We start from the raw sequence: 15,836 nt of genomic DNA on the forward strand, positions 1-15,836 counted from the left end.
GTCTATCCCTATAAGTAGGAATTTCAAAACTAGTTAATGTGATTTATATTTTTGGGAGTTGAATAAACTGAACAGAATTTTTTTTCGGCTTAATTCAGCGTTGCCTTTTAAGCCTACATGTCATTTAAACAACTGTTATTCCACGCCTTTTGCATTAGTTGGGATCACATACAGTGATTTTGAAGCCGTAATAAAAAGCAGATTTTTATCTTTTCCGCCAAAACAAATATTACCGCACCATGCTTCCGGCACATCGATATGAGCAATTTTTTCGCCAGTAGGCTTGTAAATATTTACTCCTTTTCCGGTTACGTAAATATTTCCTTTATTATCTAAAGTCATCCCGTCAGAATGCTGGTTAAGAATAAGTTGTTTGTCAGTTAACCTGGCATCGGTACCAATACGATAGCGGTAAGTTTTATTCGCCTCCATATCGGCCACATACAAATATTTACCATCAGGCGTACCCACAATTCCATTAGGCTTAATTAAATCATCTGCAGCTATAATTGCCTCTTTTTTCCCCTTAGGCAGATAATACACTTTTTGACCCTGAATTTCGGGCGATTTCCTTGTCCAGTAATCGCGCTGATAATAAGGATCTGTAAAATATATCCCACTTTTCGCATCTAACCAGATATCGTTCGGACCATTTACTTTTTTACCTTCATAATCACTAAAGAGCACTTTTATTTTCTTCTTTTTATCAATAGACCAGATTTGGTTATTTTCGTCGGCACATACAATTAAGTTTCCTTTTTTATCAAAATAAGTACCATTTGCCCTCCCCGATTTATCCATATATAAACTCAGTTTACCATTGATATCGTATTTCCAGATTTTATCGTTCGGTTGGTCAGTAAAAAAAACGTTTCCCTCTTGATCAACCGAAGCACCCTCGGTAAACTTAAACTGTGCAGAAATCAATTTTAAACTATCCTGAACAAAAAGGTTTTGTTCTGCACTTTGTGCTAAAGAAGCTAAGCTTAAGGCCAAAAAGGCTAGAGAGAAGAAGTATTTTTTCATTTGTATTAATTATTTGATCAGACCTCGCAGGTTTTAAAAACCTGCGAGGTCTATGCCCGTAAAGATATTAACTTACCCTTTTCCCTTTAAGTAACATATTCAACGCATCATTCAGCGTTCCGGCCTTTTGCACCTCACCTTCGTTTACGAAATAAATTTCGTCGGCATTTTCAATGGTATTCAAACGGTGTGCAATAATAACCAATGTAGTTTCTTTTGAAAGTTTATTTAAAATACTGTCTAAAAGTTGCTCGGTTATGGTATCAATATTGGCTGTAGCTTCATCAAGGATCAACAGTTCAGGATTTCTAAGCACCGCACGCATAAAGGCAATCAACTGTTTCTGTCCCAAACTGATACTGTCTGATCCTGAAGTAATCTGCGTATTCAATCCTTCATCAAATATGGCTAAGAGTGCATCCAGGTTAGCTTCTTCAATTATTTTTTTCAGTTCATGATCAGTAACTGCTGCATACTTACTGTTGCCATATAAAATATTCTCTTTCACGGTTCCGGTAAATAAAAATGGCTCCTGCAGGATGAATCCGATTTTTTGTGTTCTTTCTGCTGCAGAAAATGACCGGATATCTTTACCGTTTAGTAAAACATTTCCTTTTGTAGGATCATACAGGCGGGAAATTAGCGAAGCTGTTGTTGTTTTTCCACCACCGGTTGGTCCAATTAATGCATAAGTTTTACCTTTTTCGAACCTTAAATTAATGTTATGCAAAATTTCCTTACGATCATCATAAGAAAAATGAACATTTTTAAATTCCAGCAGCACATTTGAGGTAACCGGTTCATTTAATGTTATTTGTTTTAAATTGCTTTCCAAAGATAAAATCTGCGAAATCCTATCCCAGCTGGCCATAGCCACCTGAAAACTGGTCCAAAGCGCGGCCAACTGCCTTAAAGGATTATAAAAATTGGTAGTATAAGAAATATAACTCACCAATAAACCTAAGGTAAAATTGCCCTTGGCAATTAAATAAATACCAAATAGCAACGTAATTAGTTGCGCAATGCTGGATAATAGCCCGTAAACAGGCACAAAAATATTGTTAGCTAAACCCGCACCAATAGCTGTTTTATAATTTTTGGTATTGGCTTCGTTAAAACGTTTTCTAAAATAATCCCTGCGGTTAAAGGCGATAATGACTTTAAAGTTATTCAGACTTTCCTGTATTTCGGCGCTCATTCCGCCAACGCTTTTTAAATTTTTAGCATTTTTTCCTTTTACCCAGGGCGATAAAGCCACCGTAAAAATTACAATAACCACAGCAGGTGCTAGCGTAGCAGCCCCCAACTCGAGGTTAATGGAAAGCAGGAAAATACCGGCACCGATCATGGTTACAATACTCCCGATAAACTGCATTAAAGATTGCGAGAAAAACTGATTCAGTTTGTCTGTATCATTATTCACCCTCGAAATCAGGTCTCCCGCTTTGTTCTGGTTAAAAAAAGAAACGGGTAATTCCTGTAATTTATTAAAAATGGCATTCCGTAAGGTATATAACATGCGCTGACCTACCCCGCCCATTAATCTCGTTTGCGTGTAACCTGTAACCATCGCAATCATATACATCACCAATAGTATGCCGCCAAAAATAAGTACACCATGAAATTGCTTGGTACGGATATAGGTATCAACCGTATGACCTATCAGTAACGGACCCAAAAGCAATAACCCTGAGTTCACTAAAATGGCAATCAGCGCAAGCCAAAGGCTTTTATGCTCGGAAGAAATCAGTTTTAGCAGGCTTTTCAGTGCTTTATAGGTAGATTGCTTTTCCTGCCCGGTGCTAAGCTGGTTAAGATTGTAGTTCATAATTACTGGTGCTCTGTTGTGAATTGTAAATCTGAACATATTCAGGACTGCTTTTTAACAATTCCTGATGGGTTCCTTCTGCAATGATTTCACCTTGCATGAGCAAGATCACTTTATCGTAATGTTCAACAGAAGCTATTTTTTGGGTGATGGAAAGTAAAGTTAAACCTGGATAATTTTGTTGTATATTTTCCAGAATCCTTTTCTCTGTATGGGTATCAACACGAGCTGTAAAATCATCCAGTAATAAAATCTTCGGATTCACCGCTAAAGCCCGTGCGAGCATAATCCTTTGTTTTTGTCCGCCAGAAAGGCTATTTCCGCGTTCCGAAACAATCGTGTTTAATTGATCGGGCAAGGCATCTACGAAATCCTTAAGTTCAGCTGTAGCAATTGCTTTAGCCAGCGATTCATCTGTAACCGTATCACTAAAGGCAATATTTTCCCTGATGCTCATGTTAAACATAATGCTGTCCTGAAATACAAAGCCAACCTGTTTATAGAAATCTTCTTGCTTATATTGTTTAATGTCTTCCCCATCAAACAATACAGATCCGGCATCAGCATCAATCAGACCAGTTAAAATATAGAGCAGTTGAGTTTTACCAGCAGCTGTAGGACCAATAATAGCTGTTTTCGAACCCGCATGGGCAGAAAAAGAAATTGATTTCAAAACCGGTTTTTGGCCAAAACTTAAGCTGATCTCTTTCGCCTCCACACAACCTTTTAAGGAAGTGCTTAATGTACCGGGATGGTGAATTTCCGCAGCATGGAGTACGCTTTCTATCCTTTGGTAAGATGCTGTGGCCTGTGCAATAACATTACTCATAAAACCGATTACCATAATGGGAAATATGATCAGCGTGAGGTAACTGCTAAAAGCAGTAAATTCTCCCAGCGTCATCGAATTGGTGATGACAAAATGACCACCCAGTACCAGAATACATAAACTGGACAAATTGGCTGTAAAAACGATCAGCGGAATCAAAGCTGCAAACATCCTGAGTATGGATATCCCCAGGTCTCTCGCTTTGGCATTTGCATCTAAAAACTTATTGTACTCCAACATCTGCGAATTGATGATGCGGATCAAAGCTGACCCCATGATACTTTCGCTAATTACCTTATTGAGCCAATCGATTACTTCCCTTGTTTTTTTAAAAAGCACCTTAACTTTGCTCAGTACATAGAAAAATGCCCCGCCAATAATCGGAACTATGGCAATTACACAGAGTGCCAGTTTCCAATTGATCATAAGCAGCAGAATACTGGCCCCAACTATTAAAAAAACAGACGAACAAATGGAAACGATAGCCTGCGAAACAAACATTTTGATCGAATCGGCATCAGCCGTAAGGTTGGTTAGCAGTTTTGAGGGATTAGCCTGAATAATATAAGCATGACTTTGTCGCGAAATCTGATCAGATAACCTTGTCCTTAAATCTCTGGCCACCCGTTCAGAAGCATAGGTCTGCACAATACTTTGCAAATAAGTAAAAATAAAAACCAACACAATGGCCAGCGAAAACTGAAGCAGAATGGATTGAAGGTTGAAAGTTTTGTTGGTATAAGAATCGATACCGCTGGCAATAATCTTAGGTAAAAGTAAATTTATTCCGTTACTGAGTAACGCAAACAGGATCAGCATAAAAACTAAGCCCTTATAATTTCCAAGTAAACTGAAAATACCTGGCTTTTTGGCTTCTTTGGTTTTTTTCATATCAATGAAGATACCTTAATTTGTAGGCTCCAAATTTAGCCGAATTAATTGATATCGTTTGTAAGAAAGATATTAAAGAAGAAAGATATTTTTAAATGCGCCAACGAAGCTGTTTGCCAATAATTTAAACCCAATTTGCCACTAAACATTACTACCTTTGCAATAAAAGCCATTGGAGAAAATGGTTAAACCCAAAAACAAATGATTGAAATAGGAAAATACAACGAGTTAAGGATTTTAAGTAAAACAGAAGCCGGATTAAATTTAACCGACGGCGATAAACTGGTAGTGCTACCCTACCAATACGTTCCGAATGGGGTAGAAATTGGCGATAACATTAATGTTTTTGTATATGTACAAAAAGATGGTCGCTTAACCGGAACTACTCAAAAAGCATATGCCGAGGTAGGCGATTTTGCTTTCTTAAAAGTAGTTTCTGATGGTGATGATGGCGTTTTTATGGATCTGGGTATTGATAAAGATGTATATGTACCTACATGTGAACAAAAAAGACCCATGCAAAAGGGTTACAAATATGTAGTTTACCTTTATTTAGATGAAAATAACGATCGTCTGCTAGCTTCATCTAAATTATACGATTTTGTTGAAGAAGATGGTTTTGATTTTGAAGAAGGTGATGAAGTGAGTTTATTGATTACCGAAGAAACCGATCTTGGTTACAATGCCATTATCAACAATACCTATATTGGTTTGCTTTACAATAATGAGGTATTCGATAATATCCAACCGGGCGACATGCGCAAAGGCTGGATCAAGAAAATCCGAGTAGAAGGTAAAATTGATTTAACCTTGCAACCTAGCGGTTATGGCCACATCCTCGATTCTAAGGAGATGATATTAAAAGAACTTAAAAAAAGTGGCGGTGTGATTGAGCTGGGTGATAAAAGTTCCCCGGAGGATATTTACCACCGCTTTCAGATTAGCAAAAGTGCCTTTAAAAAAACAATTGGCTCATTATACAAAGAACGTTTAATTGTACTTTCCGATGATTCTATCAGATTGCTAACAGACGAAGATGCTGAATAGTATTTTTTTTTAATGCTCAAATCGTCATTGCGAGAGGGCTTTTTCAGCCGATGAAGAGCCTGTCTCTAAATAACAGATTCAGAAATAGCAAGAGAATTAAATTTGGCGATATCGTCATGCTCAGCTTGACTGGGCATCTTAATGCCTCGTTATGGACCTATTTAGTTGCTGTTCTATCGCATTAAGATTAGCTTCGCTGAGCACTTCGTGGTTCCCGTTTTCACGGGAATGACGCCCTTTCAAAATATTATCTTTTTATCGGTTGGTGTCAACACCGACCGATAGAAGAATCTAATTCAGATTAAATTTATCACTCGTAATCTTAACCATATTAGAAGCGGAAACGATGTACACGATCATAATTCCGATCACAATAGCCAGAATTACCTGCAGTGTAGAGTAAATTTTCGTTCCTGAAACAAAAATCCTTGAACCCTTAATCAGATCATTACCCACCTTAGATTGTATTTTAATCAGGGCTGATAGTTTGGTCAATGTTTGGTTAACTGCATTTTTTCCTTTCGATTCATAAATTGTTCTTCCTTCTTGAGCACCTGCAACATTTAACATTTTGGTTTCTACATGCTGCTGAACAAGTAATGACTTTTTAAGCTCATCTAAATAGCTTTTTTCCTGCTTTACCAAAAAAGTACGTTCGTATTTATTGATTACCGAATCTATTTTTCGGTTATGCTTATTCATTTTTACCAGTGCTATTGAACCCTGCACAACATCGTTTCCAAGTAATACTTCCTGAAGGATGGCATTTTTATAATATAAATTTTCAGCAATAAAATATAAGTCTGTAGCCGGAACAAGCCTGTCGTTATACATCGAGATAAACGAATCATTGATTTTTTCCACACTTTTATCTTCTAAAAAACGGATCATCAGCGTGCAGCACATGATACAGAAAAGCAAAAAAGCGGTTTTCAGCTTATTTTTAAGGCTAAAGGCAAATTTCATAATATAACTGGTTAGTTTCTAAAATCTCTGGGCTACAACTTGCTTTGACCATTACGACGATCAGATCGCTGTCGGATCAGCATGACCAAAGCCTCTAAAAATAATCCTCCTGTGCCGTCTTCGCGAAAAGCTGTGGCGCAAAATTGACTAAATATAACTCTTTTTTTGCCCGGGTTACAGCAGTATATAACCAGCGCAGAAAATCAAGATCAATCATTTCTTCCGTAAGATAACCCTGATCTGCAAAAACAGCATCCCACTGCCCGCCCTGTGCTTTATGGCAGGTTACCGCATAAGCAAACTTGATTTGGAGTGCATTATAAAAAGGATCAGCTTTGATCGCCAGCATTCGCTGCCGCTTGTTGGCAATATGTTCGTAATCTTCATTAAGACCATCAAAAAGCTTCTTATTCTGTTCGTATGGAAGATTTGCACTTTCCAAGTTTAAAGTATCCAGCATGACCTTACAGCTGATCTGCCCTGCCGCCGGAAAATCCATAAACTCTAAAGTGGCATCGGCAAAACGGAAACCATAACGTTCCTCTTCTCCCCTCACACGAATCACTTTCGCCATATCGCCATTGGCAATAAAGGCGGTATCCTCGTTATCAGGAAGCCAGAAATAATTATTCCGCACCACCATAACCTGGTCACCACCTGTTAGTTCCTCTTCACGGTACAATAACCTTGCTCTAATCTGCTGGTTATACACATTGGCCGATTTATTGGAACGGCAAACCACCAGGGTATTTTCCATACCAAATTTTCGGTAAGCATATTCCAGGCCCTCTACCAAACGTGCACCGGCCATGTTGTAAATATCAGTGTAGTTTTTAGTCAGGAATTTTGGTAATGGATTTTCAGGGTTTTTGGCAATCTGGTTCCGCAGCATGGTGGCATTAGCCAAAATCCCCGATTTCTTTCCCTGACGAACCACTTCCTTTAACTCCACTGATGAAACTGTTAAAGCGAAATTATCTTTAAGGTACTGTTCATTCAGCGCCGGGCTGTCTAAACTTCCTACAGGAGGCAACTGCGCCGTATCACCCACAAAAAGCAGGAAACAGTTTTTGGTATTGTAAACAAACTCGAGCAGATCTCTTAATATGGAAGAACCCGTCTCATTAAATTCATCAGCAATCATCGAAGCTTCATCGATAATAAAAAGCGTATTTTCAGAGAGATTCGGTGCCAGCTGAAACTGCATTTCTGGTGATGCCGCTGAGCGTTTCCGGTAAATCCGTTTATGTATGGTTAAAGCTTTACGAAATGAATACTGGCTCATCACCTTTGCCGCCCTTCCGGTTGGCGCAAGCAGTTCGCTACGCAGGTTAAACTGCCTTAAAACTTTAACCAAAGCCGCTACAGATGTGGTTTTACCCGTACCGGCATAACCTTTCAGCACAAAACAGCGGTACTCATCTTCCTGCTGCAGAAATGCCGACATGCGCTCGCAAAAAAGCATTTGCTCTTTGGTAGGCTGATGTTCGTATGCTGAGGCAATCAGATGGCTTTTATCGATGATCATTTCTAATGGTTAATATTTCAACGGTTAATCGGTTAACTGTTTAGTGTGCATAAAATAGCACCTGAGTTTTTAGTACAGCCCTGTTTAACTAAACCGTATTGAAGCGATATCTCCCGATCTCAATGAACATTTGTTTTTTAGCAAAAGTTTGATCGGGAATTTAGCGGAAAGACGGACTACAGTATCCGATTAGCAGTACAGTACCTTTCCGAATAATTGCAACCGCTATGCGCTATGCTTTCTGCTCATTGCTATTACAAAAGTAAGGTTTCAATACGGTGTGCCATGACCATATTTTGTTTTTTGCTATAGCTAAAGATGGTAAAATGGCCATCCTGCGAGGCTACCAAACCAATAGATTGAGGCTGATCGTTCACAAACTGTGCAACGGAAAAATGGCGGGTACCCCCAAGCTGTCCGGGATAAAGAATTTTATCCTCTCCACCAACAATCGGTTCCGAAAACGCAATCTGCTCTACGGTAGGTTTCCCTTTTGCACGCCCTATTTTAGCACCAAATGCAATCAGGTCAAATTCCTCGTTGATGATTGTTGCACCGTCAACCGCGGTTAAGCCTGCCAAATGTTCTACCTCCCGGCGCACAGCCCCCTGCGAGAAAATTTCGCTCTGGTTGCCATTCTGTTTCGCCAGATTAGATAAGCCACAGAAAGGAGGTTCTACCAGGTACTGTATCGGGTGAATAATGGATTCTTCCCACTTTGTATCACCTTTAGGCACAATTAACAAGGCTCCACCCCGGCCGTGCGCACGCATAGAAACCGAAAACTGAATCAGAATATTGATCGGATCGTTCCAGCTCGCTAAAACGGTTAAATCTAATAAGGCTTGCAAAATAGGCGGACAATCTCTATTGTTACAGCTCCTGTCATCAACAATGCGGATCTGTTCCCCTTTTAGCACCGCTACGTTGGTAAATTTGCCAATACCATAAATTCGGCGGTGTTTAATTACAATTAACCCAGGTTCGGAAACATCAACTACAAAACAAAAATTAGGGATATTAAGCGTTGTGCCCCAGATGTAAAGTTCACCATCCTCTTCCCAAACGCCCAGATGGATTCCGGAACGTTCAATCCCAGGGGCTATTTTGGTTAAGGTATTTGCATTTAAGGCTAGTTTTTTGGCAAAACGCAATGGCTTAGCGGTTTGCTCGGGAGGCAAAAAAGCAATCGAAATCCTTGGCGAATGTCCTTCCTCTTTGCGTAAACTGCTCCAAAAAGCAACATCGATTATCGCTTCAATTATTTTTTGATCAGGTTGAGTAGCCAAATCTATCTCACCTTGTGCAATTGCATTTTTATGCAGTTTTACAAAATGTTGTTCTATCGTTGCCGCAATGGTGTTTGCCGCTTTATAGGTAGGCTTATAACTCATGTTCCGAATTTAAGCCGAATATTTCGATTTTTGAATAGGCAAAAGGTTTGATTTTGGTAAAAAAATAGAGTTTATTAGTTTACTTGTTCATTGGAAAATTGGTTAGCCTGGCGTAAATAACTATTCCGTGCTAATCTGTGTTTCCGTGGCGAAAAACTAAATCACCGAGGGCAAAATCAAAAATTTAACCTCATCTTACCGTTAATCCTTAAAAAACGCTATTTTTGTTTCAATGCGTAACAATAGCCTTTTATTGGTCGACCCAAATTTTAAAGCTGATGCCTCTGCAAACTGCCATTTATTATTAAAAATAACGAATGATAGTTTTTCTTATGCGGTGGTAAGTAAGGATACAGAAGAGATTAATATCATTTTTGATAAACAAGGTTGCGATGATATACAAAAAGAACTCAAATCTGCCTTTACAACCGATAGTTACCTTTCTTTAAATTATGGAGCCGTTAAAGCTGCCATCCATACCCCGAACTTTATTTTTATCCCTGATGAATGGTTTGATGGAGAAAATCTGGCTGTTTATGCCCAATACCTCGGTTCTGATGCTAAAATTTACACCAAATACAACAATAAACTAGGTTTTAATACTGTTTTTAGTTTAGATGAGAATTTAAAAGCTAGTTTGCCAGAACAAACCGATTTTTTCCCGCAATCAGAACCATTAATGGTTTTATTTAATCATTTGGCAGACGAATCTTTATTAATCGATTTTACTGCAGTATCTTTTAATGTACTCTATTTAAAAGATAAAAAGGTCATTTTCCAAAACCACTATGAATCGGAAAATGCAGCGGAATTTAATTATTTTCTATTACTGATGATTGAACAGTTGGGCCTGAATGATACTGTTCCTGTTTATTTACAAGGTATAATAAACGAAGACGATGAGCATTATAATTGCTTATTGAAATACTTCAACCAACTTTATTTTTTCCTACCCGCTGAAAAAAAACATAGTGAATTATTGGCCGATATGCCTAAACACTATTTCAGCGGTCTCCTTGCTTTAGATTTATGCGAATAATTGGTGGCAAATTAAAGGGCATCCGTTTGCAGCCCCCTGCAAATTTACCCGTACGCCCAACTACGGATATGGCCAAAGAAGCACTCTTCAATATCCTGAATCATAAATATGATTTTGAAGACTGTGCCGTATTGGATTTATTTTGCGGCACCGGAAATTTAACCTTCGAATTTGCTTCACGCGGAGCAGCGCGTATTTTAGCTGTTGATATGGACTATGGCTGCGTAAACTGGGTAAAAAATATGGCTAAACAACATCAGTTTGACCAGATCGATGTACGCAAAGGTGATGTATTTAAATTATTGAAACAAATGACCGGCAATTACGACCTGATCTTTGCCGATCCCCCCTACAACATGCCCAACATTCCGCAAATTCCGGTGATGGTAAAAGAACAGCAATTACTCAAGCCAGATGGTTTGTTAATAGTGGAACACCAGAGCAACATGAAGCTGAACACCCAGCCAGGTTACACCGAAACAAGAAAGTACGGTAATTCTTCTTTTAGCTTTTTCGGGTTTAGTTAAATTGTTCATTGGCCAGTGGTTTATTGGTCATTAGTTTATTGGCCATTGGTTTAATCTACTAACTACAAGTTAAAGATTCGTTTGCTGGTAATTATTATTAATAACTAACTTATTTTCAATTAATTCATGCTTAAAGGGGAAATCTCAGGTTTGAACCAAATCTCCAAACGGATGGACTCACCTTTGTTTATAAACCCGATCGTCAGCGGTACGAAGGCTTTTCCAGCCGAGTTTAGCAGAGAGCGGGACTGAACCATCCCTATTATCTTCCCCCCTTTCATTTCCAAATCTTTTTTATTTCCCTAACCTTTTTTTGCAATTTATTCTCCTTACATTTTCAAACCTTATTATCGCCGTTTTTTCTGCCATCTATATTTTTACTCATGCTAGCTTAAACAATTAAGTTATTGCTGCATCACCTACTTCCATGCTGTGCTTCAATCCTACTATATAACTACGTTATCCGCCAATCGCCAGGCGCTAAACTATTCCGCTTTTAACTATAATACGCTATATTTGAATCATGAAGATAGCGCTATTTCCAGGCTCATTTGATCCTATCACCATTGCGCACGTAAACATTTTACAACGTGCCACTCCACTTTTCGATAAAATTATAGTAGGTATTGGACTTAACAGTGCTAAACAGAATTTTTTAAGCGCTGAGCAGCGTCTTCAAATCCTGCAGACTGTTTTTAAAGGCTATGAAAATATTGAAATTCAAACATATGAAGGTTTAACCGTAGATTTCTGCCGTAAAATAAATGCCACCTATATGGTGCGTGGGATCCGTTCAGCTGCCGATTTTGAATATGAACGGGCTATTGCACAGATTAATCAGACGATGATGCCCGAAGTAGAGACCATTCTGCTTTTGAGCAAGCCCGAATATTCGGCCATCAGCTCAACAATTGTTCGCGATATTTTAAGAAATCAAGGCGATGTTAGCCCGTTTGTGCCCAAAGAGGCACTTGATTTTTTATAGTTCTGTTAACCATAGATGTCCACTGATAAATACAGATTTAAGTCTAGGTTCATTTTAGACAAATTAATACCTTCTTTCAGAATAATATCAGAAACATAGTGAAGTTTTAATGTACATAATTAATACTTTCTTAAAATAGTGCTAATAACGTATAAACCTGAGTTCAATTATTAACATCTTTACGAAAGATGTTCTGCAGATATTATTAACTCAAAGTCGTCACCCTGAATTTATTTCAGGGTCTTAATAGCAGGAAAGATGCTGAAATAAATTCAGCATGACGATAGCTTTAAAAAAATTAGGTTAAGACTAATAAAAATGCGTAAATATTAATCGAACTGAGGTTATAAATAATCTATCTATACGGATTACTCCATTTTGCTTTATTCAACAGCTAACTTATTAAGTAATAACCTGACATGAGCAACCTAAAACACCGCTTATATGTTACTCTTTCGCAGAATACCCTTTTACCACCCCCTTTTTTACGGTTAAACATTATTTTTAAATAAAGCTGTAACGTTTCTAAAAATCCATTACCAATTGGGTATATATTAAATGAAAGAAACAGAAAACACATTTCTTACCCTGATCAATCGGCACAAAGCGATTATACATAAGATTTCAAAAATGTATATGAAAGATGCCGAAGAACAACGTGATCCGTTTCAGGAAATTATTTTACAATTATGGAAAGCTTATCCATCTTTTAAAGGAAACAGCAAATTTACTACATGGATGTACCGCGTTTGCCTCAATACAGCACTGGTCTATTTCAAAAAAGACTATAGAAAAGTAGACAAAACACCATTAAATGAAACCATCGATGTAATAGATGTAAACGAAAATGAAGGGAAAGAAGAAAAACTAGCCTGTTTGTACACTGCTGTTCAAGAACTAAATGCCATTGAAAAAGCATTGATCTTCCTTTTTCTCGAAAATCAATCACATCGCGAAATTGCCAAAAACCTGGGAATAAGCGAGGTTAATGCACGGGTTAAACTGAACAGGACCAAAGAAAAATTACAGTTCATCATAAAGAAAAACGGTTATGAATTTTGACGATTTAAAAAATGAATGGAATGCTAAAAATCCCGAAGAAAGCTACATTTCCGGCGATATGCTTAAAATAAAACAGGCACGTACCCCTGTCGATAAAATCAGAGCCAAAATGAAACATGAATTTTTCTACCAGCTGTTTTTTTTGTTGTTCATGGCTTTTATCCCCTATATTTTTGGATTTTCAGCTTTAATAAACAGGGTATTTCTGATGTCCTATTCCATTACCTGTGGTTTTACAGCTTATTATTTTTTCAAGTTTTATATATTTTATAAAAACTCATATGACTTAAGTATGGATACACGAAAAAATATCCTCTGGTTTTATTACGAAATGAAGGTGAATATAGAGCTGTATAAAGCATTAACTTACATTGTGGCCTTTATCTCAGTCTGTTTTCTCACTGCTTTTGTGTTCATCGAAAAGGCATCTGTATTTTCGCGGATATTAAATAAATTATCTTCGGTTTACATCCTCCTCAACTGCTTTGTAACCATCCTGATTATCGGTGCAATTACCGAATTATGGGCCTGGTTTTATTACGGGAAATACCTAAAAGAGGTTAAAAAAGTAATTGATCAGTTAGATTACGAGTAATATTCTGTGCTGCAGGGCATTACCACTGGAATATGCTTGTATGAATTGCGGATTCAATGATCTCACGCGTTTCAGATAGAAATATCTGACACCACGATTAGATTTCATCCGCACTACAAAATCCCACCGGTCCTCAACACATCCATAATAGAAGGAAAAGTATTTTTAACAACCGGCGAAATATGGTTTTTATCCAACCAAACCGCCTCTTCAATCCCTTCTTCTTTTTGAGGGACTAGCTTAGGTTCGCCTTTAACCTTCATTTTGTACCAATTGGTTTTCTTGATCACCATTTTGTTACCCATCGGATAAACATGATAGGTCTTACAAAGCTTTTCTTCGCGTTTAAAAACCCTTATTCCACATTCCTCTTCTACCTCACGAACAGCGGCTTCCTTCATTTTTTCGCCTTCTTCCAGCTTCCCTTTCGGCAGGTCCCATTTTTTGTTCCTGAAAATAAAAAGGTAATTGCCATTTGCACTTTCTACCAAACCGCCCGCAGCTTTAATAATGGTGCAGTCTTTTTTTAATTTCTGAAAGGTTTCCTTTGGATTCTTTGTCAAGAAAATATAACTCTTTTTAGATCCGTTTTTTAATTTTTTGTAGAAGGTTTGCAGATTAAAATCCTGAAATTCAAGCTGCTGTATTTTCTCTTTTTGTTCTGGCAAAAAATCGGAGATAAACAAAGTGTTATCGTTGATATAAATTCTATAATTTCTTGGCATATAGTTTAAAGCATATTTAATTGAAATATAAATGACCTTCAGCAAAATCACTCTTTCTCCTATCCCCACTAAAGGATATTTTAATTTCGGCAAAAAATATATTTGCTTTCCCTAAAGTAGAAAAATTGTTCAGTTATTTATAAGATATAAAAAAAGGTTACAACAATTAATGTTGTAACCTTATCTAAATTAACGCTCTCAATCAAAGATTGATGCAAGGCTCTCACCCCTTGCTTGGCACAAATATATAATAATTTATCAACCTGATAAAAAAAATCAAAAAATATTTCGGTTATATCTAAAAATAAAATATAAATAACTGAATAATAAACATTTGCGTTTTCAATAAAAATATTTTTCGAACAAAAAACTATACAAACTATATCTTAAAAAAATGGTTTAACAGTCATAATGGAATATTTGAAGGGAAAACACCATTTATAATTCCCTCCACGATAAATATTTTTTATAATTTTAGCTTTTTAATCTACTATGCCCATACCTTCATTATCAGAAAAAGATCTGGAAGCATACCGAAATGATCTTTCTAATCCCGAAAAATCAACAGGTGAGCTCTTCATCAAATTAAATGGGCTTTATCAGCATTTTGCCAGTAATGAACAGCTTCTGGCAGATTTCGAATATGTTTCGGCGCTTAACAGCCTAGAAAGTAGCTATGCCTCCAAAAAAGAGCATTTTAATAAAGAAATTGCGGAGCTTAAAAGACAGTTTAAACAACTGGATAACCGGATTGTGGCTGCAGAACAGAAACTTCGACATGGCATTCCGGAAGACCTGCTGGTGATGGACAAAATTATTGCCGAACAGGAATCTATTGTGGAAGACCAGGAAAAGCTGAACAATGCCGAAACGAATATTGTAGAGCAGGTGCGGAAAATCGATATCGAGCATGGTATGGCACTTCAAAAATTAGAACAGCAACAAAACAATAGGGAAATTCCGTTTAAAGGCAAGTTTTCGGCCTTTAACGAACAGATCAAAAATGCTGAAAAGGGAATTACTTTAAAAGTCAGGGGATTTTCACTCCTCGCCATTATCGGCATCCCTTTAATTATAGATTTATTTTTTGGCATAACAGGCTTCCCTGCTTTCTCAAAGAGTACCAATAATATTATCTTCAATCATTACCTTTTTCTGATCAGTCTGATATTGATCGAATTGTTCCTTGCCGATAAAATCAGGAACAGGATTTCACGGATGTTATCAGTAACCTATCTTAAAGATTTGCTAAATAAATTGGATGACCTATTGACTGAAAATAAAAGACAGCTAGCGAAAGTAGAGTCTGAACACCGGATTTCGCTTGCTGAATTTGTAAAAAAAAATGAAGATGCCTGAGGTGATTAGCTATCCGTAAATAAAAAAGGGATTTA

General features: G+C 37.4%; 14 protein-coding genes. 7 read left to right on the forward strand and 7 right to left on the reverse strand.

Annotated elements, in window-relative coordinates:
* Positions 1 to 135 precede the first annotated feature (135 nt).
* The 3 genes from ABEG20_RS10370 to ABEG20_RS10380 all read right to left on the reverse strand — a co-directional run bounded on the left by ABEG20_RS10370 (position 136) and on the right by ABEG20_RS10380 (position 4,574).
* Positions 136 to 1,026, reverse strand: coding sequence for an SMP-30/gluconolactonase/LRE family protein (locus tag ABEG20_RS10370; RefSeq protein ID WP_406827297.1), 891 nt, complete (start codon positions 1,024 to 1,026; stop codon positions 136 to 138).
* A gap of 67 nt (positions 1,027 to 1,093) precedes the next feature.
* The gene (locus ABEG20_RS10375; protein WP_406827298.1) at positions 1,094 to 2,854 is read right to left on the reverse strand and encodes an ABC transporter ATP-binding protein; all 1,761 of its coding nucleotides are present in this window, start codon (positions 2,852 to 2,854) and stop codon (positions 1,094 to 1,096) included.
* Complete coding sequence (locus ABEG20_RS10380; RefSeq protein WP_406827299.1) at positions 2,838 to 4,574, reverse strand: ABC transporter ATP-binding protein; 1,737 nt, start codon at positions 4,572 to 4,574, stop codon at positions 2,838 to 2,840. The genes ABEG20_RS10375 and ABEG20_RS10380 overlap by 17 nt, the downstream gene beginning before the upstream one ends.
* Before the next feature lie 201 nt (positions 4,575 to 4,775).
* On the opposite strand from ABEG20_RS10380, the gene ABEG20_RS10385 reads away from it, so the two are divergent.
* The gene (locus ABEG20_RS10385) at positions 4,776 to 5,621 is read left to right on the forward strand and encodes a S1 RNA-binding domain-containing protein (protein ID WP_406827300.1); all 846 of its coding nucleotides are present in this window, start codon (positions 4,776 to 4,778) and stop codon (positions 5,619 to 5,621) included.
* A 291-nt stretch (positions 5,622 to 5,912) separates the two neighbouring features.
* On the opposite strand, the gene ABEG20_RS10390 is transcribed toward ABEG20_RS10385, so the two are convergent.
* The 3 genes from ABEG20_RS10390 to ABEG20_RS10400 form a co-directional block, all read right to left on the reverse strand.
* On the reverse strand, positions 5,913 to 6,587 hold the full coding sequence (locus ABEG20_RS10390) for an MCP four helix bundle domain-containing protein (protein ID WP_406827301.1): 675 nt from the start codon (positions 6,585 to 6,587) through the stop codon (positions 5,913 to 5,915).
* Positions 6,588 to 6,681: 94 nt separating this feature from the next.
* Positions 6,682 to 8,115, reverse strand: coding sequence for an ATP-dependent RecD-like DNA helicase (locus tag ABEG20_RS10395; RefSeq protein ID WP_406827302.1), 1,434 nt, complete (start codon positions 8,113 to 8,115; stop codon positions 6,682 to 6,684).
* 254 nt (positions 8,116 to 8,369) lie between these two features.
* Positions 8,370 to 9,509, reverse strand: coding sequence for a putative sensor domain DACNV-containing protein (locus ABEG20_RS10400; RefSeq protein WP_406827303.1), 1,140 nt, complete (start codon positions 9,507 to 9,509; stop codon positions 8,370 to 8,372).
* A 232-nt stretch (positions 9,510 to 9,741) separates the two neighbouring features.
* Here ABEG20_RS10400 and ABEG20_RS10405 point away from each other — a divergent pair, with 232 nt between their 5' ends.
* The 5 genes from ABEG20_RS10405 (at position 9,742) to ABEG20_RS10425 (ending at position 13,717) form a co-directional block, all read left to right on the forward strand.
* A complete protein-coding gene (locus ABEG20_RS10405; RefSeq protein WP_406827304.1) occupies positions 9,742 to 10,548 on the forward strand; it encodes a DUF3822 family protein in 807 nt (268 codons plus the stop codon).
* The gene (rsmD, locus tag ABEG20_RS10410) at positions 10,539 to 11,075 is read left to right on the forward strand and encodes a 16S rRNA (guanine(966)-N(2))-methyltransferase RsmD (RefSeq protein ID WP_406827305.1); all 537 of its coding nucleotides are present in this window, start codon (positions 10,539 to 10,541) and stop codon (positions 11,073 to 11,075) included. The genes ABEG20_RS10405 and rsmD overlap by 10 nt, the downstream gene beginning before the upstream one ends.
* A gap of 523 nt (positions 11,076 to 11,598) precedes the next feature.
* On the forward strand, positions 11,599 to 12,060 hold the full coding sequence (coaD, locus tag ABEG20_RS10415) for a pantetheine-phosphate adenylyltransferase (RefSeq protein WP_406827306.1): 462 nt from the start codon (positions 11,599 to 11,601) through the stop codon (positions 12,058 to 12,060).
* Positions 12,061 to 12,618: 558 nt separating this feature from the next.
* Positions 12,619 to 13,122: an RNA polymerase sigma factor gene (locus tag ABEG20_RS10420; RefSeq protein WP_406827307.1), complete on the forward strand. Its 504-nt coding sequence runs from the start codon at positions 12,619 to 12,621 to the stop codon at positions 13,120 to 13,122.
* Positions 13,112 to 13,717 (forward strand): hypothetical protein, encoded by a 606-nt coding sequence (locus ABEG20_RS10425; protein WP_406827308.1) that lies wholly within the window; start codon positions 13,112 to 13,114, stop codon positions 13,715 to 13,717. The genes ABEG20_RS10420 and ABEG20_RS10425 overlap by 11 nt, the downstream gene beginning before the upstream one ends.
* A 113-nt stretch (positions 13,718 to 13,830) precedes the next feature.
* On the opposite strand, the gene ABEG20_RS10430 is transcribed toward ABEG20_RS10425, so the two are convergent.
* Positions 13,831 to 14,442: an NUDIX hydrolase gene (locus tag ABEG20_RS10430; protein WP_406827309.1), complete on the reverse strand. Its 612-nt coding sequence runs from the start codon at positions 14,440 to 14,442 to the stop codon at positions 13,831 to 13,833.
* Positions 14,443 to 14,934: 492 nt separating this feature from the next.
* Here ABEG20_RS10430 and ABEG20_RS10435 point away from each other — a divergent pair, with 492 nt between their 5' ends.
* Positions 14,935 to 15,801, forward strand: coding sequence for a hypothetical protein (locus ABEG20_RS10435; RefSeq protein WP_406827310.1), 867 nt, complete (start codon positions 14,935 to 14,937; stop codon positions 15,799 to 15,801).
* The last annotated feature ends 35 nt before the right edge of the window (positions 15,802 to 15,836 follow it).

The sequence above is a fragment of the Pedobacter sp. KACC 23697 genome, from assembly GCF_045348445.1.
Lineage (GTDB): Bacteria > Bacteroidota > Bacteroidia > Sphingobacteriales > Sphingobacteriaceae > Pedobacter.